The organism is Pseudomonas sp. FW306-02-D09B (genome assembly GCF_058782685.1).
Genome location: NZ_JBYSXY010000009.1, coordinates 178,113 through 198,960 on the forward strand (window position 1 = coordinate 178,113; position 20,848 = coordinate 198,960).

Genomic DNA, 20,848 nt, shown 5'->3' on the forward strand with positions numbered 1-20,848 from the left:
TCAAATCGCCTTGGCCATAAATCAGCGCAGCCTAGGTTGATTCTCCGAGGTTTGGCAAGGCGCACTGTCTGGGGTCGCTTGGCGCAGCAGGCGAATACCCGAGCGCAGCAACCAGCAGGCGAGAATGAACGGCGCGGTCAATGTCGCCAACCCCACGGCAGCAAACGCCGGTGTGAGGAGGATCGCCAGTGCAATACCCAGCAGCGGCAGCCAGGGTTGGCGGGATTGTTGACTGAGGGCAAGGGCGGCCAGCGCCGGGTTGTAGCCATAAAGGCCGAGCAATGCGTCAGGCGTTTGGTTCAGCCACACGGCGCAGAGCAGACCCGCGGCGGAACCCAGCAGTGCCCAGAGCGCGGCGCGGCGGTTGGCAAGCAGCAGCCCGACGACGATCAGCACGCCTGCCAAAGGATGGTCGAGGAAGATGACTTGGCCCAGGCCTTTGAACTCGGCGCCGAGCAGGCTAAGGGCGTCGAGTTCCGGCAGTGGCGCAGGTGCCGAATGGGCCGGGGCGGCAACGCTCAGCAGTATCCAGCCCAACCCCACGAACGGTGCGGTGTAGGCGGGCAGGAAATGCTGGTCGCGAGTGCGCTTGAGCCATTGCTGGGTGACGATCGCACTCAGTCCACCGCTGGCGAGGATCAGTGGTGGCAGCATGGCCGACCAGCTGAACTGCAGGCTGAGCAAGAGGCCGAGTAAGACGCCGTTGTAGCTGAAGAGTCCGGCTTGGCGATCAGCCTTGGCGTAGCCGCGACGTTGCGCAGTGAGCAAGCCGGCCACGCCACCCAACAGGGCGCCGCCGAGTAACGTCGGAGCGCTAAACAGGATGGCCAACAGGCACAGCAGGCCGCACAGCGGATGACGCTGGAGGAAAATCTGACTGAAACCGTTGAGCAGGGCAGTGGCCCAGTCGGGGCAGTGGGTGTTGAAGTGGTGTGAGGGCATGCTGATAAATACCAGGGACTTGCACAAAACCCTGTGGCGAGGGGGCTTGCCCCCGTTGGGCTGCGAAGCGGCCACAATCTGATTACATGTTTTGTCAGTCGAAACCGGCTTACCGGACTTACGACTGCTGCGCAGCCGAACGGGGGCAAGCCCCTCGCCACAAGGGCAGTTCGCTAAATCAATGTCTCTATGCGCAACGAGTTAGTGGATCCCGGCTGACCGAAAGGCACGCCCGCAGTGATCAACAACGTATCACCACGCTTGGCCATGCCTTGCGCCTGGGCGATTTCCAGTGCGGTGGAGCACACCTCGTCGACTTGCCGCAATCGATCGTTGACCACCGAGTGCACGCCCCACGCCACGCTCAAGCGCCGCGCGGTTTGCAGGTTTGGCGTCAGGTTAAGGATCGGCACTGCTGGCCGCTCCCGCGCCGCACGCAAGCTCGAACTGCCGGACTCGCTGTAGTTCACCAGCACCGCTACTGGAAGAATGTTGCTGATCCGGCGGATCGCACAGCTGATGGCGTCCGAAGTCGTGGCTTCGGCTTTTGGCCGGCTGACATCCAGTTGCGCCTGGTAATCCGGACCGCTTTCGACCTGACGGATGATCTTGCTCATCATCTGCACCGCTTCGAGCGGGTAATCGCCAGAAGCGGTTTCCGCCGAGAGCATCACCGCGTCAGCCCCTTCGGCCACGGCGTTGGCGACGTCGGTTACCTCGGCCCGTGTCGGCGCTGGGGAGAAACGCATGGACTCGAGCATCTGGGTCGCCACCACCACCGGTTTGCCGAGCTGGCGGCAGGTGCTGATGATGTCTTTCTGGATCTGCGGCACGCTCTCGGCCGGTACTTCAACGCCGAGGTCACCACGAGCAACCATGATCGCGTCGCTCAGTTCGGCGATTTCGCGCAGTTGTTCAACGGCCGACGGTTTTTCGATTTTCGCCATCAAAAAGGCTTTGTTGCCGATCAGTGCGCGTGCCTCACGAATGTCTTCAGGACGCTGCACAAATGACAGCGCGACCCAATCGACACCTAATTCCAGACCGAAACTCAGGTCGCGACGATCCTTGGCCGTCAGCGGGCTGAGGTCGAGTACCGCTTGCGGCACGTTGACGCCTTTGCGGTCCGACAGCTCGCCGCCATTGAGCACCGTGGTGTCGATGGCATCGGCGTACTTGGTCACCACCCGCAAACGCAGTTTGCCGTCGTCCAGCAACAGGTCCATGCCGGGTTCCAGCGCGGCGATGATTTCCGGGTGCGGCAGATTGACCCGCCGCTCGTCACCCGGCGTGGCATCGAGGTCCAGGCGCAGGGCCTGACCACGTACCAGTTGCACCTTGCCCTCGGCAAATTGGCCGACCCGCAGCTTTGGGCCTTGCAGGTCCATCAGAATGCCCAGCGGGTAATTGAGTTGGCGCTCGACTTCGCGGATCCACTGGTAGCGCTGGGCGTGGTCAGCGTGATCGCCGTGGCTGAAGTTCAGGCGAAAGATATTCACCCCGGCTTGCACCAGCTCGCGGATGTCATCGATCCCGTCAGTGGCCGGGCCAAGGGTGGCGAGGATTTTGACTTTTTTATCAGGCGTCATGTTCAGGGCTCTCAAGGATCAGGATGGCGCGGAAGTCGTTGACGTTGGTACGCGTCGGCTCGGTGACGATCAGCCCGTCGAGCGCAGCGAAATAGCCATAGCCATTGTTGTTGTCCAACTCGTCGCTGGCGCTCAGACCGAGAGCCGTGGCGCGGGCGTAGCTGTCCGGGGTCATGATTGCGCCGGCGTTGTCTTCGGAGCCGTCGATGCCATCGGTATCACCGGCCAGCGCGTAGACGCCGGGCAGACCTTTGAGGCTGTCGGTCAGGCTCAGCAGGAACTCGGCGTTGCGTCCGCCACGGCCATTGCCGCGCACGGTGACGGTGGTTTCGCCACCGGAGAGAATCACGCAGGGCGCCGCCAACGGCTGGCCGTGTAGCACCACCTGGCGCGCAATCCCGGCATGGACTTTCGCCACTTCGCGGGATTCGCCTTCCAGATCGCCGAGGATCAACGGGCTGAAACCGGCCTGGCGGGCTTTCACCGCTGCCGCTTCCAGGGATTGCTGCGGTCGGGCGATCAACTGGAAATGGCTGCGAGCCAGGCTCGGGTCGCCAGGTTTTACCGTCTCCGATTCGGGGCTTTGCAACCAGCTGCGTACCGACGCCGGAACCTCGATAGCGTAGCGCTTGAGGATCGCCAGGGCTTCAGCCGAGGTACTCGGATCGGCGACGGTCGGGCCGGATGCAATCACCGTGGCGAGGTCGCCCGGGACATCGGAAATCGCGTAGGTATAAACCGTCGCTGGCCAGCAGGCTTTACCGAGGCGGCCGCCCTTGATCGCCGAGAGGTGTTTGCGCACGCAGTTCATCTCGCCGATAGTTGCGCCGGATTTGAGCAGGGCTTTGTTGATCGCCTGTTTGTCGGCCAGAGTGATGCCGGCTGCGGGCAGGGCGAGCAGGGCCGAACCACCGCCCGAGAGCAGGAAGATCACCCGGTCGTCTTCGCTCAGGTTGCTGACCAGTTCCAGCACCCGTTTGGCCACCGCCAGACCGGCCGCATCAGGCACCGGGTGGGCGGCTTCGACCACTTCGATTTTTTCGCAAGGGGCGCCGTGACCGTAGCGGGTGACCACCAGGCCAGACACTTCGCCCTGCCAGCAGCGCTCGACCACTTGGGCCATGGCCGCGGCGGCTTTGCCGGCACCAATGACGATCACCCGACCGCTGCGATCTTTCGGTAGATGGGCTTCGAGGACCTGCTGCGGATGGGCCGCGTCGATGGCTGTGGCAAACAGCTCGCGCAGGAATTGTTGCGGATCGACCGACATGGCGGGCTCCCGGAATTCTTGTTATTGGGGGATATCGAGACTTGCATAGCCCCTGTAGGAGCAAGGCTTGCCCGCGATCCAGACACCACGGTGTTTCAGCTGCACCGAGGCGATTCGATCGCGGGCAAGCCTTGCTCCTACAGAGGGCCAGGCTGACCCTCTGTAGCAGGGCTTACTTATCGCGAATCGAGAAGTTCGCCATGTGTTCCAGACCTTTGATCAGCGCCGAGTGGTCCCAGTTGCTACCACCGAGGGCCGCGCAGGTGCTGAACACTTGCTGGGTGCCTGCGGTGTTGGGCAGGTTGATGCCCAATTCGCGAGCACCGGCCAGCGCCAGGTTGAGGTCCTTCTGATGCAGGCTGATGCGGAAGCCTGGATCGAAGGTGCCTTTGATCATGCGCTCGCCGTGTACTTCAAGAATCTTCGAGGAGGCGAAACCACCCATCAGCGCTTCACGGACCTTGGCAGGATCCGCACCGTTCTTCGAGGCGAACAGCAAGGCTTCGGCCACGGCCTGGATGTTCAGCGCCACGATGATCTGGTTCGCCACTTTGGCGGTTTGACCGTCGCCATTGCCGCCGACCAGGGTGATGTTCTTGCCCATGCTCTGGAACAGCGGCAGCGCGCGCTCGAAAGCATCGCTGTCGCCACCGACCATGATGCTCAGGGTCGCGGCTTTGGCGCCGACTTCACCACCGGACACCGGAGCGTCGAGGTATTGCGCGCCTTTCTCGTTGATCTTCGCCGCGAAGGCTTTGGTCGCGGTCGGCGAGATCGAGCTCATGTCGATGACCACTTTGCCTTTGCCGACACCGGCGGCGACGCCATCGGCACGGAACAGCACATCATCGACCTGTGGGGTATCCGGCACCATGATGATGATGAATTCGGCTTCCTGAGCGACTTCTTTCGGGCTCGCCAGGGCGACCGCGCCAGCGGCAACCAGGTCAGCCGGAGCAGCGTCGTGGTGCGCCGACAGGAACAGGCTGTGACCGGCTTTCTGCAGGTTCAACGCCATTGGGTGGCCCATGATGCCGGTGCCGATAAATCCGATTTTAGCCATGAGAAAATCCTCTTGTTTTTATTGCTGCTTCAAGCAAATTGGGGACGGTTTTTGGTGGGAGCGGGCTTGCTCGCGAAGGCGGTGTATCGGCCAACATAGATGCTGAATGTTATGGCCTCTTCGCGAGCAAGCCCGCTCCCACAGGGTCTGCGTCAGATTGCGTTATGGGTTTTCAACCAGCCAAGACCCGCTTCAGTGGTGGTCAGCGGCTTGTATTCACAGCCGATCCAGCCCTGGTAGCCGATGCGGTCCAGGTGTTCGAACAGGAAGCGGTAGTTGATTTCACCGGTGCCCGGCTCGTTGCGGCCCGGATTGTCGGCCAGTTGAATGTGGTTGATCTCTTCCAGGTGCGTCGCCATGGTGCGGGCCAGGTCGCCCTCCATGATTTGCATGTGGTAGATGTCGTATTGCAGGAACAGGTTGGCGCTGCCCACTTGTTCGCGAATCGACAGCGCCTGGGCGGTGTTGTTCAGGTAGAAGCCCGGGATGTCGCGGGTATTGATCGCTTCCATCACCAGTTTGATGCCCACCGCTTGCAGCTTGTCGGCGGCATATTTGAGGTTGGCGACAAAGGTCTTTTCCACGGTGGCATCGTCGACACCTTGTGGGCGGATACCGGCCAGGCAGTTGACTTGGGTGTTGCCCAGAACCTGTGCATAAGCGATCGCCAGATCGACGCCGGCGCGGAACTCTTCCACGCGATCCGGATGGCAGGCGATCCCGCGCTCACCCTTGGCCCAGTCACCGGCCGGCAGGTTGAACAGCACTTGGGTCAGACCGTTGGCATCCAGTTGAGCCTTGATGTCGGCGGAGCTGAAATCGTACGGGAACAGGTATTCGACACCGCTGAAGCCGGCTTTGGCGGCCGCTTCGAAGCGGGCAAGAAAATCCTGCTCGGTAAACAGCATGGACAGGTTGGCTGCGAAACGCGGCATGGTGGTCTCCTGTAAAAAATATGTGCCTGTAGCAGCTGCCGAGGCACGAGGCTGCGTTGCGTGTCCGCAGGACCGCCGTCGGGGGCCGCTTCGCAGCCCAACGCAGCCTCGTGCCTCGGCAGCTGCTACAGGTGACAAGTCATTCTTAATCCAGCAACGAAATCGCCGTCGGTGCGTCGGTGCCGACCAGCGCCAGGTCCTCGAATTCGTTGACGGCGTTGATCTCGGTGCCCATGGAAATGTTGGTCACGCGCTCCAGGATGATCTCGACGATCACCGGAACCTTGAACTCCTCGATCAGCTCCTCGGCCTTGCGCAGGGCAGGGGCGATGCCCGCCGGCTCGAACACGCGCAACGCCTTGCAACCCAAACCTTCGGCAACCGCTACGTGGTCCACCCCGTAACCGTTGAGCTCCGGTGCGTTGAGGTTGTCGAAGGACAGCTGCACGCAGTAATCCATGTCGAAACCGCGCTGCGCCTGACGGATCAGGCCCAGGTACGAGTTGTTCACCACGACGTGGATGTACGGCAGTTTGAACTGCGCGCCCACCGCCAGTTCTTCGATCATGAACTGGAAGTCGTAGTCGCCCGAGAGTGCCACGACCTTACGGCTCGGATCAGCCTTGACCACGCCCAGTGCTGCCGGAATGGTCCAGCCCAGAGGGCCGGCCTGACCGCAGTTGATCCAGTGACGCGGTTTGTAGACGTGCAGGAACTGCGCGCCGGCAATCTGCGACAGACCGATGGTGCTGACGTAGCAGGTGTCTTTGCCGAATACCTGGTTCATCTCTTCGTACACGCGCTGCGGTTTGACCGGCACGTTGTCGAAGTGAGTCTTGCGGTGCAGGCTGGCCTTGCGCTGCTGGCAGTCTTGCAACCAGGCGCTGCGATCCTTCAGTTTGCCGGCGGCTTTCCACTCGCGGGCGACTTCGATGAACATTTTCAGCGCCAGGCCGGCGTCGGAAACGATGCCCTGGTCCGGGGTGAATACGCGGCCGATCTGGGTCGGCTCGATGTCGACGTGAATGAATTTGCGGCCTTCGGTGTACACCTCGACCGAACCGGTATGACGGTTGGCCCAACGGTTACCCACGCCCAGCACCACGTCGGACTTGAGCATCGTCGCGTTGCCGTAACGGTGCGAAGTCTGCAGGCCAACCATACCGACCATCAGCGGGTGATCGTCCGGGATCGTGCCCCAACCCATCAGGGTCGGGATCACCGGAATACCGGTCAGCTCGGCGAATTCCACCAACAGGTCGCTGGCATCGGCGTTGATGATGCCGCCGCCGGCTACCAGCAATGGACGTTCAGCCTGATCGAGCATGGCCAGGGCTTTCTCGACTTGCTTGCGGGTTGCCGCGGGCTTGGCCAATGGCAGTGGTTCGTAGGCGTCGATGTCGAATTCGATTTCGGCCATCTGCACGTCGAACGGCAGGTCGATCAGTACCGGGCCAGGACGGCCGGAGCGCATTTCATAGAAGGCTTTCTGGAACGCGTAAGGCACCTGGCCCGGCTCCAGAACGGTGGTCGCCCATTTGGTCACCGGCTTGACGATGCTGGTGATATCGACGGCCTGGAAGTCTTCCTTGTGCATACGGGCACGGGGTGCTTGCCCGGTGATGCAAAGAATCGGGATCGAGTCGGCCGAGGCGCTGTAAAGCCCGGTGACCATGTCGGTACCGGCAGGGCCGGAGGTGCCGATGCACACGCCGATGTTGCCAGCCTTGGTGCGGGTGTAACCCTCGGCCATGTGCGAGGCGCCTTCAACGTGGCGAGCGAGGACGTGATCGATGCCGCCGACCTTTTGCAGGGCGGAGTACAGCGGGTTGATTGCAGCGCCCGGAATGCCAAAAGCGGTATCAACCCCTTCACGGCGCATCACCAGAACGGCGGCTTCGATTGCTCTCATTTTGCTCATGGTTTTGTGCCTCTTTACGTTTTGTAATTGTATACAAGTGGCTTTGCGCAGAGTGTATTCACGGCGGACGGCGCAGGTCAATCCATTTTCTCAAGCGGCTGTTTCATTCGTCGGAGGGCCATAAACACTGTGGCGTTTCGTCGCATGAGCCGTATTTCGAGAATTATTGTATACAAAAAAATAATTCATTGTGTTCTATTTGTTGCATCGGGCTTCGGAGCAAAAGAACCCCAAAGGCTTTCCCATAACAAGATAAGGACGGCACCCATGAGCGCTTTAACCTTGAAAGTCGCAGTCAGCCTGACCAATCGGGCTATCGTTGCGGGGCGCAAGATCGCCGCGGCACCGCTGACCATTGCAGTACTCGATGCGGGCGGGCATTTGTTGAGCCTGCAACGCGAAGACGGCGCGAGCCTGCTTCGTCCACAGATCGCCATCGGCAAAGCCTGGGGCGCGATCGCGCTGGGTAAGGGCTCGCGGCTATTGGCACTGGACGCGCAACAGCGCCCGGCGTTTATCGCCGCGTTGAACAGCCTGGGGCAGGGCAGCGTGGTACCCGCGCCGGGCGGGGTGCTGATTCGTGATCAGGACGGGGTTGTGCTGGGGGCCATCGGCATCAGCGGCGACACCTCGGACATCGACGAGCAATGCGCGATCAACGCCATCGAGGAACAGGGGTTGCGGGCGGATGCGGGGGTGACGGCTTGATCTTCAGCGCATGAACCATCGCCTTCGCGAGCAAGCCCACTCCCACATTGGTTTTTCTGCGTACACAAATTCTGTGAACAATCGAGATCAAGTGTGCGGGCTTGCTCGTGAAAGCAATCTTTCAGACACATCCAGCTAAAAGTCTGCCCCAACCCTCAAGCAATCACAGGTCTAGCCTTCTTCATCACTTGATCATGAAAGGGGGCAAGGGAATGCCGGAACGATCTGCCTCACATCGCCTGCGCATTGGCCGCTATGCAGAGCAAAACCGGATCTATCTGCTGACAGCAAATACATTTAACCGTGAGCCTGTTTTCAGGGACTATGCCTTGGGCAGGATAGTTGTACACCAGTTCAAGCAAGCACAGGAACAAGGTATTGCCGACTCCTTGGCTTGGGTAGTCATGCCTGATCACTTTCACTGGTTGATTCAATTGCACCGAGGATCGCTGGGGCAATTGATGTGCCGGACGAAATCCTTGAGTACCCGATCAATCAATTCAGCGACTGGAAGATCGGGCAGTCTTTGGCAGCAGAGTTTTCATGATCACGCGCTGCGGCATGAGGAAAGCCTGGTGAAAGTCGCTCGGTATGTTGTTGCCAACCCATTGCGGGCGGGACTGGTCAAGCGGCTGGGCGATTATCCATTGTGGGATGCGATATGGATTTGATCTGAAACCGAGTTGCCCCATTCGCGAGCAAGCCCGCTCCCACATTGGATCTTCAGTGGACACAAGATGTGTGAACACCATAAATCAAGTGTGGGAGCGGGCTTGCTCGCGAATGAGGGCGACTCGGTCTACCTGTCCGGCTCGCAGCCCTTGAGCACCAACCGAATGATGGTTTGCGCCGCAGCTTCGTAGTCGCTTTCATCCAGTTTGGCCTTGCCGGTGACGGCGGAGATCTGCCAGTCGAAGTCGGCGTAAGTCTGGGTCGCGGCCCAGATGCTGAACATCAGGTGGTTGGGCTCGATCGGGGCGATCTGGCCGCGATCGATCCAGGTCTGGATGCAGTCGATGTTGTGCTTGGCCTGGGCGTTGAGCTGTTCGACCAGGTCGGCGCTCAGGTGCGGCGCACCGTGCATTATCTCGCTGGCAAACACCTTGGATGCGAACGGCAGGTCGCGGGAGATGCGAATCTTCGAGCGAATGTAGCCGCTGAGCACTTCGCTCGGCACGCCATCCGCGTTGAACGGCGTCGAGGCCTGGAGAATCGGCTCGATGATGCTTTCCAGGACCTCGCGGTAGAGGTTTTCCTTGGATTTGAAGTAGTAATAGACGTTGGGCTTGGGTAACCCCGCCTTGGCCGCGATGTCACTGGTTTTGGTCGCAGCGAAGCCTTTGTCGGCAAACTCTTCACTGGCGGCACGCAGGATCAGTTCTTTATTGCGCTCGCGGATAGTGCTCATAAACCAGGTGATTCCTTGCCGATACTGGCGGTTGCGCATGGTAGCACCGGCCTCGCGCGGCGCTCAAGAATGCACTTGGGCACCGCGGCACGCTATGCTGCGCAACATTTATATACCAAGGAAGCCTGACCCATGGCAGGAAGCAGTTTGCTGGTGTTGATCGACGATATCGCCGCCGTACTCGACGACGTTGCGCTGATGACCAAGATGGCCGCGAAGAAAACCGCCGGCGTGCTCGGCGACGACTTGGCGCTCAACGCCCAGCAGGTATCAGGTGTACGCGCCGAGCGGGAAATTCCGGTGGTCTGGGCCGTGGCCAAAGGCTCGTTTCGCAACAAGCTGATCCTGGTGCCGTCGGCGTTGGCCATCAGTGCATTCGTTCCTTGGCTGGTCACACCCTTGTTGATGGTCGGTGGGGCGTACTTGTGTTTCGAAGGCTTCGAAAAGCTTGCCCACTCGTTTTTGCACAGCAAGGCTGAAGATCAGGCGGAACATGCGCAGTTGGTTGAAGCCGTGGCTGATCCGGCGACAGATCTGGTGGCATACGAGCAGGACAAGATCAAAGGTGCGGTGCGCACCGACTTTATCCTTTCGGCTGAAATCATCGCCATCACCCTGGGCACCGTCGCCGGTGCAACGCTGATGCAGCAAGTGATTGTGGTTTCAGGCATCGCTATTGTCATGACCATCGGCGTCTATGGCCTGGTGGCGGGTATCGTCAAGCTCGACGACCTTGGCCTGTGGCTGACCCGCAAGCCTGGGCAAATGGCCAAAAGCATCGGTGGCGCGATCCTGCGCGCCGCGCCGTACATGATGAAAAGCCTCTCGGTGATCGGCACCGCGGCGATGTTTTTGGTCGGCGGCGGGATCCTGACCCATGGCGTGCCGGTGGTGCATCACTGGATCGAAGGCGTGAGTCAGAGCGTCGGCGGCTTGTCGTGGATCGTGCCGGGCTTGCTCAATGCGGCGGCAGGGATTGTCGCAGGGGCGGTGGTGTTGGCGGGTGTGATGGTCGTCAGCAAAATCTGGAAAGCAGTCAAAGGCTGAAGCCAGGACACTATCCAAAGGCAAAAAATATCCAATGTGTGGGCTTGCTCGCGAAGGCGGTGCAATAGTCAACGTAGATGCTGAATGTTAAGGCCTCTTCGCGAGCAAGCCCGCTCCCACATTCGACTTGTGGAGTGCATGAAAAAGGCCATTCGATTCATATCGAATGGCCTTTTTTGTTATCCGCTGAATGCCTTATTCGGCGATCTGCAACTTGCGTGCTTCGGTGTACACGTAACGCACTTTCTCGTACTCGAACGGCGAGTTCAGCTGGCCGTAGCGGAAGTTGGTCTGATAGCGCTTGTCGATGCTGCGCAGGACCCAGATTTCCGGGTGGTTTGCGCTGACTTTCGAGACGTTCAGGTAGTTGATGGCCGACTCCGCCGTATAGTCGACCGCAAGGCCTGCGGTATCGCGCAGGTTCGAGGGGCCGAGGATTGGCAGTACGAAGTAAGCGCCGCCCGGAACCCCGTAGAAGCCCAGCGTCTGGCCGAAGTCTTCGACCTGGCGCGGCAGGCCCATGGCAGTGGCCGGGTCCCACAGGCCGCCGATGCCGAGGGTCGTGTTGAGCAGCAATCGCCCGGTGATGTCCAGTGAGCGCTGGCCCTTGAACTGCAGCAGGCTGTTCACCAGATTGGGTACGTCACCCAGGTTGTTGAAAAAGTTGCTGACGCCAGTGCGCAGGAAGCTTGGGGTGACGTAGCGATAACCGTCGACCACCGGCAGAAACACCCATTGGTCGAAGCGGTAGTTGAAGTGGTAGACCCGACGGTTCCACGACTCCAGCGGGTCATAGACACTCAGCGCATTCAGGGTCGAGCGTTCGAACTCACGCTGGTCCAGTCCCGGGTTGAACTTGAGTTTGGTCATCGGCTCGGTGAAGCCGTCCTGATCAACCACAGTCGTGGAGTTGGCCTTGCTGTTGTCGGCATGGGCATAGCCGACTGCGCCAAGCAGTGCAGCTAGCAGAAGGAGGTGTTTAGCCACGGAAGAACTCCAGCATGGCGTCGGCGTTGACGCGGTAGTTGAGGTTGCCGCAATGGCCGCCGTGAGGGTAAACCGTCAGGCGATCGCCGAAGGTTTTACGCAAGAAACCGAGGTCGCCCGGGCCGAGGATTACATCGTCGGCATTGTGCATCACGGCAATTTTCGGGCTGTCGTGCAGGTAGTCCTTGAGTGCGTAGAGGCTGACCTGGTCAATCAACTGCAAGATGCTGCCGCCGTCGGTCCGGGCGCGCCACATCGGGATCACCTGCTCGGTGAGGTAGCAGTTGAAATCACATTGCAGTGCACGCTTGAGGAATGGCGTGAGGCTGGTGCCTTCGGTGATCGGAAACTTGGGCGGGGTGATCAGGCCGCGTCGGTTGATCAGGTCCGAGGTGAAGGTGATGTCGGCGGCCGAAAAACGGAACGAGGTGCCGATCAGCATGGCCATCTGTTCGTTGCTCAGGTGTTGTTTCGATTGCTGGAAGTCGTAGACCAGCGCGTCGTTGAGGTCGATGTAGCCTTTTTGCTGGAAGTAGCGCGTCAGCTTGTTGAGCATCAGTTCATAGAACGTGGTGCTGTTGTTGATGCCCTTGACCTCGGTTTGCACAAGCTTGTCGAGGTTGGTGACAGAGGTGTAGAGGTTGACTGGAGGATTGAGCAGCAAGACTTTCTTGAAGTTGAAGCTGCGTCGGGTTTCATCCAGCTTGCTGACAAACGCCGCATCCAGTCCACCCAGGCTGTAGCCGGTGAGGTAGTAGTCGGTGATCGGCAGCTTCGGGTTTTGTGCACGCACCGCTTGCATCACGCGGTACATGTCCTCGGCGTCTTCCTTGGACACGCCCGGGGTGGCAAATCGGGAAGCGGCGCTCATGAAGTCGAAACTGGTCGGTGAGGACAGTTGCACGACGTGATAACCGGCCTTGTAGTAGAGCTTTTTCAGGTATTCGTTAATGCTGCTGTCAAAGCGCGCGCCGGTGCCGGCAATCAGGAAAATCAGCGGTGCGGCGTGATCCTGTGTGGCCATGCGATAGGTGAGCTTTTTCACTGGCCAGAAATTGTCCGGCAGGTCGAACTCGCGTTCCGGGCGCAGCTTCAGGGTGTAGTCGGATTGATGGATCGCGTCATCGGACGGCAACTCGGGACGCAACTCCGGCGGGGTCGTGGCAATGGTCGCCTCGAACGGGTTGGTCAAGGGGTAGCCATAACTGACGGCGTCGATGTCTGCCGCCAGTGCGGACGCACTCAAAATAACGCCGCTTATCAAGGCAGCAAAGCGCAAGGAACGGAGCATGACTAATTCCCTTAGAGGAAGGTACCTGATGATGTTCGCAGGCTATGACCACCGGTGTTGCGCCAAAGTGCCATGCGGCGGCACCAAAGAGGCTGAATTCGGATCAATAGCGGCTGAACGATACACTTTGCAGCGATTGTCTGAACAGATTTCTACGGGTCTCGCTTGCTTACGGCTGGCGGGCGATTAAGCTGGGCGCCGTTTTCGTTTATCGGAGTGCTTCATGTCTCGCCGTCTGCCCGTCATTATTTTGCTTATCGCCTTGCCGCTGTGGCTGGCCGCCAGTTATGGCCTGCGTTATGTCCTGATGGAGGATGCCCTGTGGGTGGGTCTCTGCGTTGATGAGGCGAGCCGTTGGGAATGCCAGGCGCGCTCGACCCTCGGCTTGATGATTCACTTCAAGGTGATGGGCGGGGCTGCATTGGCGGCAGCGGTGCTGGGCTTTGTGGTGCCGGGCCGGGCTGGCTGGTGGCTGGCGGTGTTGGCGCTGGTGTTCGGATTTCCGGCATTGGCGCTGTACAACACCGGCATTGCGGTATTTGCCGTGGTGATCGCAGGGTTGCGGTTGGTGCGGGCGTGTGGCGAGGGAGCTTGACGGAACGCCGCACCGCCCCGTTCGGCTGCGAAGCAGCCGTAAAAAGCTCGTGGTGAACCGGCTGGACTCGGGACTACTCCGTAGTCCAGCGGGGGCAAGCCCCCTCGCCACAAAGGACCGCCGATAATCAATGCGATTTATCAGGTATTGCGAACCCGCAAGCTGCGCCACAGCGCGGCAATCATCAGCAGGCAAACCAGCGCCCAGCCCCAGGCTTGCTGGTTGAACAGGCCTTCGCGGTACAGCTGCGGGGCGATGCTGGCGCCGATGATGAAAGTCAGCAGTGCAATTTCCCGGCGCGGTGCGCCGACCGGGCGAATCAGATAGACCAGCGCTGGCAGTAGCAGGGCGGCGCTCGGGAAGCTGCGATAGCGCGGTTCGAACACCAGCCCCAGCATCATCACCGCACCAGCGAATCCGGCGGCAGCGAGCAGCCAGCCAGCGCGACGTTCCAGTGCATTGAAGGCGCGTTCACGCCAACCGGTTCTGGCGCTGAGGAACAACGTCGCATGGGCCAGCACCAAAAAGTTCAGGCCGGTCAGCAACGCAGCCCAGATCCACTCATCGGCAAAGCGGCTGGTAGCGCGAGCCAGCTCACCCCAGGTGCCAATGGAGCATGCAGCGACCGCACCGAGCAGTGGCAACACCAACGCTGCACGAGTACTGCGTACGCGGCCGCCAAGCATCAGCGTACCGAGGAAGATCAGGCCGCCGACTGCCAGCCATTGCGGCCAGAACGGCAGGTTGGTGACGGGGCCGGCCAGTACGCCCTTGTCCTGGCGGTTTGCGTCGAACAGCCCCCAGTAACCGCCGACCGCTCCTTCACTGGCGCGTTTCCATGGCTGGTCAAAGGCTTCGATAAGGTTGTAGTGCCAGCCTTGCTGCTCGGCCATCGCCACAAAACCACGAATGAACTTGGCTTCATTGACGCGGCTCGGTACGGCGGTTTCCCGTTGACGACCTTCACTCGGCCAGCCGGTTTCGCCAATCAGCACGTCCTTGGGCGCGAAGCGGCTGCCGAAGATCTGCCGAACCTCGGCAACGTGCTGCAGGGCGGCGTCGATGTTGGACGGATCATCTTCCCAGTACGGCAGCAAATGGATGGTCAGGAAGTCCACCGCCGGGGCGACTTCAGGATGCTTGAGCCAGAACTCCCAGACGTCGGCGTAGGTCACTGGCTGTTTGACGTGGCTCTTGACGTGGTTGATCAGCTTGGCCAATTGCGCGCCGGTGACTTCCTTGCGCAGCAGGGTTTCGTTGCCTACGATCACTGAGCTGACCACGTCCGGGTTGGCGTTGGCCTCGGCGATCAGCAGTTCGACTTCCTTGGCAGTGTCCACCGGGTTGCTGTTGACCCAGGCGCCGATCATCAGCTTCAGGCCATGCTTGCGCGCCAGGTCTGGCAGCGCTTCGAGACCGGTCATCGAATAGGTGCGAATGCACTCGAAGCGGGTTGCCAGCAACGCGAGGTCGGCGTCCATGCGTTCAGGGCGCAGTTTGAACGGCTGATCGAATGGCGATTGGTCCTTGTCGAACGGTGTGTACGAGGCGCACTGCAATTTGTGCGTGGCGCTGGCCACGTCCGGCAGCAGCACCGGTTGACCGAGCCCGTACCAGTAACCACCAAGGGCAAACAGGCCAAGCAGGCAGGCAAATAGATAAGCGAAGAAGGGGAAGCGCGAGGTGGCGGGCATGGTCAGGCCGTCTGGGAACAAAGCCGCGCATCTTACCTGCATTTGTCCCGTGCTTGGTGACCTGCATGGTTTTGACATGCAAAGTTCAGGCGGGATTCGCAGGGGCATTTTTGCAGGGCGCGATTACTGGCGTTCTGATGTCGTTTCTCGATGCCTTGAGGTCGCAGGCAGAGCAGGTCGCCGCAGGCGCGAGGTTGATTATCGACTCGTCAGTACTCCGCTGATGTTCGAACGGGTTTGCGGTGAGGCGTGATGGGGGCGCTGGGCACCATAACAATACATTGACGCTGCTCGGCATCCGTCGGGCGCAGCACTTTCGGGGAAGTAACGATGAAGATGCGACTACTCTTGGGCGCAGGTGCGGCTTTGGTGCTGGCGATCAGTTCTACTGTGGCCAGCGCCGAAAGCAAGGCAGTGACGATCGGTTATGTCGATGGCTGGTCGGACAGCGTCGCCACCACCAACGTGGCTGCAGAAGTGATCAAGCAAAAGCTCGGCTACGACGTGAAACTGCAAGCCGTGGCCACCGGGATCATGTGGCAGGGTGTAGCCACCGGTAAACTCGATGCAATGCTGTCGGCCTGGCTGCCAGTGACCCATGGCGAATATTGGGCGAAGAACAAGGATCAGGTCGTCGATTACGGCCCGAACTTCAAGGATGCGAAAATCGGTCTGATCGTGCCGGAGTACGTCAAGGCCAAGACCATTGAGGATCTTAAAACCGACGAGAGCTTCAAAGGTCGTATCGTCGGCATTGACGCCGGTTCAGGCGTGATGCTCAAGACCGATCAGGCGATCAAGGACTACGGTCTGAGCAACTACACCCTCAAGGCCAGTTCCGGTGCTGGCATGATTGCCGAGCTGACCCGTGCCGAGAAGAAAAACGAATCCATCGCGGTCACCGGTTGGGTGCCGCACTGGATGTTCGCCAAGTGGAAACTGCGCTTCCTGGAAGACCCAAAAGGCGTTTATGGCGCAGCTGAAACCGTAAACAGCATCGGTAGCAAAGAACTGGCAACCAAAGCGCCGGAAGTTGCGAAGTTCCTGAAGAACTTCCAGTGGGCGTCGAAAGACGAAATCGGCGAAGTCATGCTGGCGATCCAGGATGGTGCCAAACCTGAAGTGGCAGCCAAGGAGTGGGTGACCAAACACCCGGCACGCGTCGCCGAGTGGACCAAGTAATTTGATCTGACGCGTCTGGTCAGCACGTTCCAGGGCCACCTGATATCACTGTAGGAGCCGAGCTTGCTCGTGATGCGGTCTTAAGGACGTCATCGCCGGCAAGCCGCGCTCCTACAGTGATGTAGGTGGCTTTTGTATTTTTGTTAGGGAGGGGCGCTTTTTATCGACTGAAAATTGGCGAAATGGTCATGTCGTTCTAATACTAAGGTCGTCTGGAACCTGTTCTGCAGCCGCATAGAGTGGATACGTTCCAACTAAAATCTGTGCTGCGAGGATAAAAACAATGAACGACAGCATTTACCTCTCGATTCAAAACAGCCCGCGCTTCAAGGAGCTGGTTCACAAACGAGAGCGGTTCGCCTGGATTCTCTCGGCGATCATGCTTGGGCTGTACGCAGGATTCATTCTTCTGATTGCTTACGGGCCGCATCTACTGGGGGCGAAGATCAGCCCTGAGTCATCGATTACCTGGGGCATACCGATTGGTGTAGGGCTGATTGTGTCGGCCTTCGTCCTGACGGCCATCTACGTACGACGCGCCAATGGCGAATTCGACGACCTGAACAATGCGATTCTCAAGGAGGCTCAGCAATGATCCGGCGTCTATTGGCAGCTTTAGGCATTGCAGCCTTCGCACCGGCCGTTTGGGCGGCCGAAGCGCTTACTGGCGAAGTGCATAAACAACCGCTCAACGTCTCGGCGATCCTGATGTTCGTGGTGTTCGTTGGTGCAACGCTGTGCATCACCTACTGGGCCTCCAAGCGAAATAAGTCGGCGGCTGACTACTACGCGGCGGGTGGCAGGATCACCGGTTTGCAGAACGGCCTGGCGATTGCCGGTGACTACATGTCGGCGGCGTCCTTCCTGGGGATCTCCGCGCTGGTGTTCGCGTCGGGCTACGATGGCCTGATCTACTCGATCGGCTTCCTGGTGGGCTGGCCGATCATTCTGTTTTTGATCGCCGAGCGTCTGCGTAACCTGGGTAAGTACACCTTTGCCGACGTGGCGTCCTACCGCCTTGGGCAAACCCAGATTCGCACCTTGTCCGCCTGCGGTTCGCTGGTGGTGGTGGCGTTCTACCTGATCGCGCAAATGGTCGGTGCCGGCAAGCTGATCCAGCTGCTGTTTGGCCTGGATTACCATGTTGCGGTGATTCTGGTGGGGATCCTGATGTGCCTCTATGTGTTGTTCGGCGGCATGCTGGCGACCACTTGGGTGCAGATCATCAAGGCTGTGCTGTTGTTGTCCGGTGCGTCGTTCATGGCGCTGATGGTGATGAAGCACGTTCACTTCGACTTCAATACGCTGTTCTCCGAGGCGATCAAGGTTCACCCTAAAGGTGAAGCGATCATGAGTCCGGGCGGTCTGGTGAAAGACCCGATCTCGGCATTCTCCCTTGGCCTGGCATTGATGTTCGGTACCGCTGGCCTGCCGCACATCCTGATGCGCTTCTTCACCGTGAGTGACGCTAAAGAAGCGCGCAAAAGCGTGCTGTATGCCACCGGCTTCATCGGTTACTTCTACATCCTGACGTTCATCATCGGCTTCGGCGCAATCCTGCTGGTCAGCACCAATCCGGCCTTCAAGGACGCTACGGGCGCGCTGTTGGGCGGCAACAACATGGCGGCGGTGCACCTGGCCAATGCGGTGGGCGGCAGTATCTTCCTCGGCTTCATCTCGGCAGTAGCCTTCGCCACCATTCTGGCGGTGGTTGCCGGACTGACCCTGGCCGGGGCCACGGCGGTGTCTCACGACCTGTACGCCAGTGTGATCAAGAAGGGCAAGGCCAACGAGAAGGATGAGATCCGGGTTTCGAAGATCACCACTATCGCCTTGGGCGTGTTGGCGATTGTTCTGGGCATCCTGTTCGAAAGTCAGAACATCGCATTCATGGTGGGCCTGGCATTCTCGATCGCTGCCAGCTGCAACTTCCCGGTACTGCTGCTTTCCATGTACTGGAAGAAGCTGACTACGCGCGGTGCGATGGTCGGCGGCTGGATGGGGCTGGTCAGTGCGGTGGGCCTGATGGTGCTGGGCCCGACCATTTGGGTGCAGATCATGGGGCACGAGAAGGCGATCTTCCCGTATGAGTACCCGGCGCTGTTCTCGATGGCCATTGCCTTTGTCGGTATCTGGTTCTTCTCGATCACCGACAAGTCCGCGGCGGCTGACAATGAGCGGGCGCTGTTCTTCCCGCAATTCGTCCGTTCGCAGACCGGATTGGGGGCGAGCGGGGCGGTGTCGCACTAACGTACAGGGTTGTATAAGCGTCTCTATATAAGCAGCGTTAAACAGAAATGCCCCGGTCGAGAGATCGGGGCATTTTTGTTTGGGTGGAGAAATTGCGCTGTCCGGCCAAATGCCTTCGCGAGCAAGCCCGCTCCCACACTTGATCTCGAACATTTTCAGGGTTTGCATACGCAGGAGATCTAATGTGGGAGCGGGCTTGCTCGCGAAAGCGGTAGACCGGTCGCTGTAATAATCAGGGGAAGATGAGGGCACAAACAAAAACGGCCTCTGCTCTTGTATCAGAGGCAGAGGCCGTTTTCGGTGCAGCTAAGACGTTATCGCAAGACAGGTCTTACTTGCGGTCTTCAAGCCGGGTGATGTCACGCGACTCGTAGCCGGTGTACAGCTGGCGCGGGCGGCCAATCTTGTACGGGCTGGAGAGCATTTCTTTCCAGTGGGAGATCCAGCCAACGGTCCGCGCCAGGGCGAAGATCACGGTGAACATGCTGGTTGGAATGCCGATCGCCTTGAGGATGATCCCCGAGTAGAAGTCGACGTTCGGGTACAGCGAGCGTTCGATGAAGTACGGGTCGGTCAGGGCGATCTCTTCCAGGCGCATGGCCAGTTCGAGTTGCGGATCGTTCTGGATACCCAGTTCCTTGAGCACTTCGTCGCAGGTCTTTTTCATGACGGTAGCGCGTGGGTCGCGGTTTTTGTAAACCCGGTGACCGAAGCCCATCAGTTTGAACGGATCGTTCTTGTCCTTGGCCTTGGCGATGAACTTGTCGATGTTCGAGACATCGCCAATTTCGTCGAGCATGGTCAGCACGGCTTCGTTGGCGCCGCCGTGAGCCGGGCCCCAGAGTGCAGCGATACCGGCAGCGATACAGGCGAACGGGTTGGCACCCGACGAGCCGGCCAGGCGTACGGTGGAGGTCGATGCGTTCTGCTCGTGGTCGGCGTGGAGGATGAAGATCCGGTCCATGGCCTTGGCGAGTACCGGGCTGATCGGTTTGATCTCGCACGGGGTGTTGAACATCATGTGCAGGAAGTTTTCCGCATACGACAGGTCGTTGCGCGGGTACATCATGGGTTGACCCATGGAGTACTTGTAAACCATCGCTGCCAGGGTTGGCATCTTGGCAACCAGGCGGATCGCGGAGATTTCGCGATGCTGCGGGTTATTGATGTCCAGGGAGTCGTGGTAGAACGCCGAAAGGGCGCCGACTACACCGCACATGACGGCCATCGGGTGGGCGTCGCGACGGAAGCCGTTGAAGAAGGTCTTCAGTTGCTCATGAACCATGGTGTGGTTCTTGACGGTGCTGACGAACTGGGCCTTCTGTTCTGCAGTCGGCAATTCGCCGTTGAGCAGCAGGTAGCAGGTTTCCAGATAGTCCGACTTCTCGGCGAGTTGCTCGATCGGGTAGCCGCGGTGCAACAAAATGCCGTTGTCGCCGTCGATATAGGTAATCTTCGACTCGCAAGAGGCGGTCGACATGAAACCCGGGTCAAAAGTGAAACGGCCCGTGGCCGTCAGGCCCCGAACGTCGATTACATCGGGACCAACGGTGCCGGTTAAAATGGGCAGCTCGACGGGGGCTGCGCCCTCGATGATCAACTGCGCTTTTTTGTCAGCCATGTGGCCTCCTATTTATGCTTGAAATCATCAGACAGACCCCCCACGCAGGGCCCGCACCACTATAGTGAGATAAATTCGAATGTCAATTTGCCTAAAGTCTTGCTCCAGAAGGCTTTAACCGGACTTTTTCCTCGAAATTACCTGCCGTTTACGCCTTTTATCCCGCTTGCGCAATGAGCTATTAGGGGAAGGTGAACGCGTTGTCATTAGTAGCCTAACTGTCTATACTCGGCCACCGACCGCCAGGGGCTTTTGGGCCTGCTTTATTGGGGGTCGCATCCCTGGGTGGTGGTTACCTGACCAGTGCACTCCCCAACAACTTTGCCCTGATTGTTAGGGGCTCTT

18 protein-coding genes are annotated in these 20,848 nt (G+C 59.5%); 7 read left to right on the forward strand and 11 right to left on the reverse strand.

The features are described 5' to 3' along the window. Positions 1-21 precede the first annotated feature (21 nt). The 6 genes from AC3WK5_RS17025 to gcl form a co-directional block, all read right to left on the reverse strand. Complete coding sequence (locus AC3WK5_RS17025) at positions 22-942, reverse strand: urea transporter (RefSeq protein ID WP_103315857.1); 921 nt, start codon at positions 940-942, stop codon at positions 22-24. Positions 943-1,115: 173 nt separating this feature from the next. Next, positions 1,116-2,531 carry a pyruvate kinase gene (pyk, locus tag AC3WK5_RS17030; RefSeq protein ID WP_103315858.1) on the reverse strand — a complete coding sequence of 472 codons (1,416 nt, stop codon included), beginning with the start codon at positions 2,529-2,531 and terminating at the stop codon, positions 1,116-1,118. Then, a complete protein-coding gene (locus AC3WK5_RS17035) occupies positions 2,521-3,801 on the reverse strand; it encodes a glycerate kinase type-2 family protein (protein ID WP_103315859.1) in 1,281 nt (426 codons plus the stop codon). The genes pyk and AC3WK5_RS17035 overlap by 11 nt, the downstream gene beginning before the upstream one ends. Positions 3,802-3,973: 172 nt before the next feature. Then, positions 3,974-4,864: a 2-hydroxy-3-oxopropionate reductase gene (locus AC3WK5_RS17040; RefSeq protein ID WP_103315860.1), complete on the reverse strand. Its 891-nt coding sequence runs from the start codon at positions 4,862-4,864 to the stop codon at positions 3,974-3,976. Between the two features lie 152 nt (positions 4,865-5,016). After that, the gene (gene hyi, locus AC3WK5_RS17045; protein ID WP_054593439.1) at positions 5,017-5,799 is read right to left on the reverse strand and encodes a hydroxypyruvate isomerase; all 783 of its coding nucleotides are present in this window, start codon (positions 5,797-5,799) and stop codon (positions 5,017-5,019) included. A gap of 145 nt (positions 5,800-5,944) precedes the next feature. Continuing rightward, positions 5,945-7,720 carry a glyoxylate carboligase gene (gene gcl / locus AC3WK5_RS17050; protein ID WP_103319025.1) on the reverse strand — a complete coding sequence of 592 codons (1,776 nt, stop codon included), beginning with the start codon at positions 7,718-7,720 and terminating at the stop codon, positions 5,945-5,947. A 267-nt stretch (positions 7,721-7,987) separates the two neighbouring features. On the opposite strand from gcl, the gene AC3WK5_RS17055 reads away from it, so the two are divergent. Continuing rightward, on the forward strand, positions 7,988-8,428 hold the full coding sequence (locus tag AC3WK5_RS17055) for a GlcG/HbpS family heme-binding protein (RefSeq protein WP_103319027.1): 441 nt from the start codon (positions 7,988-7,990) through the stop codon (positions 8,426-8,428). Between the two features lie 212 nt (positions 8,429-8,640). After that, complete coding sequence (locus AC3WK5_RS17060) at positions 8,641-9,099, forward strand: REP-associated tyrosine transposase (RefSeq protein WP_103319030.1); 459 nt, start codon at positions 8,641-8,643, stop codon at positions 9,097-9,099. Between the two features lie 128 nt (positions 9,100-9,227). On the opposite strand, the gene AC3WK5_RS17065 is transcribed toward AC3WK5_RS17060, so the two are convergent. After that, positions 9,228-9,836: a TetR/AcrR family transcriptional regulator gene (locus AC3WK5_RS17065; protein WP_103319032.1), complete on the reverse strand. Its 609-nt coding sequence runs from the start codon at positions 9,834-9,836 to the stop codon at positions 9,228-9,230. 132 nt (positions 9,837-9,968) lie between these two features. On the opposite strand from AC3WK5_RS17065, the gene AC3WK5_RS17070 reads away from it, so the two are divergent. After that, a complete protein-coding gene (locus AC3WK5_RS17070) occupies positions 9,969-10,883 on the forward strand; it encodes a DUF808 domain-containing protein (protein WP_103319034.1) in 915 nt (304 codons plus the stop codon). A 195-nt stretch (positions 10,884-11,078) separates the two neighbouring features. Here AC3WK5_RS17070 and AC3WK5_RS17075 read toward each other — a convergent pair whose 3' ends face one another. Further along, the gene (locus tag AC3WK5_RS17075; RefSeq protein WP_054593433.1) at positions 11,079-11,870 is read right to left on the reverse strand and encodes an MlaA family lipoprotein; all 792 of its coding nucleotides are present in this window, start codon (positions 11,868-11,870) and stop codon (positions 11,079-11,081) included. After that, a complete protein-coding gene (locus tag AC3WK5_RS17080; RefSeq protein WP_054593432.1) occupies positions 11,863-13,161 on the reverse strand; it encodes an alpha/beta fold hydrolase family protein in 1,299 nt (432 codons plus the stop codon). Before AC3WK5_RS17080 ends, AC3WK5_RS17075 begins: the two co-directional genes overlap by 8 nt. A gap of 223 nt (positions 13,162-13,384) precedes the next feature. Here AC3WK5_RS17080 and AC3WK5_RS17085 point away from each other — a divergent pair, with 223 nt between their 5' ends. Beyond that, positions 13,385-13,756: a hypothetical protein gene (locus tag AC3WK5_RS17085; RefSeq protein ID WP_103319037.1), complete on the forward strand. Its 372-nt coding sequence runs from the start codon at positions 13,385-13,387 to the stop codon at positions 13,754-13,756. A 140-nt stretch (positions 13,757-13,896) separates the two neighbouring features. Here the strand turns inward: AC3WK5_RS17085 and AC3WK5_RS17090 are convergent, their stop codons facing one another. Beyond that, positions 13,897-15,492, reverse strand: coding sequence for a glycoside hydrolase family 17 protein (locus AC3WK5_RS17090; RefSeq protein WP_103319040.1), 1,596 nt, complete (start codon positions 15,490-15,492; stop codon positions 13,897-13,899). A gap of 288 nt (positions 15,493-15,780) precedes the next feature. Here AC3WK5_RS17090 and AC3WK5_RS17095 point away from each other — a divergent pair, with 288 nt between their 5' ends. The 3 genes from AC3WK5_RS17095 to AC3WK5_RS17105 all read left to right on the forward strand — a co-directional run bounded on the left by AC3WK5_RS17095 (position 15,781) and on the right by AC3WK5_RS17105 (position 18,882). Continuing rightward, positions 15,781-16,632: a glycine betaine ABC transporter substrate-binding protein gene (locus AC3WK5_RS17095; RefSeq protein WP_054593429.1), complete on the forward strand. Its 852-nt coding sequence runs from the start codon at positions 15,781-15,783 to the stop codon at positions 16,630-16,632. A gap of 283 nt (positions 16,633-16,915) precedes the next feature. Further along, the gene (locus AC3WK5_RS17100; RefSeq protein ID WP_103319042.1) at positions 16,916-17,227 is read left to right on the forward strand and encodes a DUF485 domain-containing protein; all 312 of its coding nucleotides are present in this window, start codon (positions 16,916-16,918) and stop codon (positions 17,225-17,227) included. Continuing rightward, complete coding sequence (locus AC3WK5_RS17105) at positions 17,224-18,882, forward strand: cation acetate symporter (protein ID WP_054593427.1); 1,659 nt, start codon at positions 17,224-17,226, stop codon at positions 18,880-18,882. The genes AC3WK5_RS17100 and AC3WK5_RS17105 overlap by 4 nt, the downstream gene beginning before the upstream one ends. 331 nt (positions 18,883-19,213) lie before the next feature. Here the strand turns inward: AC3WK5_RS17105 and gltA are convergent, their stop codons facing one another. Further along, complete coding sequence (gene gltA, locus AC3WK5_RS17110; RefSeq protein WP_019692325.1) at positions 19,214-20,503, reverse strand: citrate synthase; 1,290 nt, start codon at positions 20,501-20,503, stop codon at positions 19,214-19,216. Positions 20,504-20,848 lie beyond the last annotated feature (345 nt).